The organism is Bordetella pseudohinzii (genome assembly GCF_000657795.2).
In the GTDB taxonomy this organism is placed as follows: Bacteria; Pseudomonadota; Gammaproteobacteria; order Burkholderiales; family Burkholderiaceae_B; genus Bordetella; species Bordetella pseudohinzii.
In genome coordinates, this window is the sequence record NZ_JHEP02000037.1 from 1 (window position 1) to 1,308 (window position 1,308).

Annotated in this window: 1 pseudogene; it reads right to left on the reverse strand. The window is 66.2% G+C overall.

Going from position 1 to position 1,308, the window contains the following annotated elements:
* A pseudogene (locus tag L540_RS21120) lies at nt 1–1,308 on the reverse strand (hypothetical protein); the annotation flags it as partial.

Below are 1,308 nucleotides of genomic sequence, written 5' to 3' on the forward strand. Positions count from 1 at the left end.
CGATATTGCTGAGTTTGAGCCCGCCGCCGTCGATGCCGGCGGTGGTGATGCTCGGGCCGCCGGTCAGGGTCAGGCCGCTGGCCTGGAGCTGGGTGGTCCCGAGGGTCACGGCATCCACATTCAGGTTGCGGGACAGGGCAAAGCGGAGTTTGCTGTCGGTGGCTCCCTTGGTGATGGCCAGGTTGCTGTCGGCGCTGGCAAAGTCCACGGTGGCGCCGGGTGCGACGTTGCTCGCATTGGCGCCCTGCGCGGTAACGTTCCAGCCGCTGTTGGCGACCGAGGAGACGGCTTGCAGCTGTCCCACATTGACCGCATCGGTGGTCGCCGTGCCGGCGGCAATATTGCTGAGCTTGAGCCCGCCGCCGTCGATACCGGCCGTGGTGATGCTCGGTCCACCAGTCAAGGTCAGGCCACTGGCTTGCAGCTGGGTGGTGCCTAGCGTCACGGCATCCACATTCAGGTTGCGGGACAGGGCGAAGCGGAGTTTGCTGTCGGTCGCGCCCTTGGTGATGGCCAGGTTGCTGTCCGGGCTAGAGAAATCCACGGTGGCGCCGGGTGCGACGTTGCTCGCGTTGGCGCCTTGCGCCGTGACGTTCCAACCGCTGTTGGCCACCGTGGAGACCGCCTGCAGCTGACCGACGTTCACGGCATCGGTCGTGGCGCTGCCGGCGGCGATATTACTGAGCTTGAGGCCACCGCCGTCGATGCCGGCGGTGGTGATGCTCGGGCCGCCGGTCAGGGTCAGGCCGCTGGCCTGAAGCTGGGTGGTGCCGAGGGTCACGGTATCCACATTCAGGTTGCGGGACAGGGCGAAGCGCAACTTATTGTCAGTGGCGCCCTTGGTGATGGCGAGGTTGCTGTCGGCGCTAGAGAAATCCACGGTGGCGCCGGGCGCCACATTGCTTGCATTGGTCCCCTGCGCGGTAACGTTCCATCCGCTGTTGGCCACCGTGGAGACGGCCTGCAACTGCCCGACATTGACGGCGTCGGTCGTGGCGCTGCCGGCGGCGATATTGCTGAGTTTGAGCCCGCCGCCGTCGATGCCGGCGGTGGTGATGCTCGGTCCACCAGTCAAGGTCAGGCCACTGGCTTGCAGCTGGGTGGTGCCTAGCGTCACGGCATCCACATTCAGGTTGCGGGACAGGGCGAAGCGGAGTTTGCTGTCGGTCGCGCCCTTGGTGATGGCCAGGTTGCTGTCCGCACTGGCAAAGTCCACCGTCGCCCCTGGCGCGACATTGGTCGCGTTGGCGCCCTGCGCCGTAACGTTCCATCCGCTGTTGGCCACCGTGGAGACCGCCTGCAGTTGTC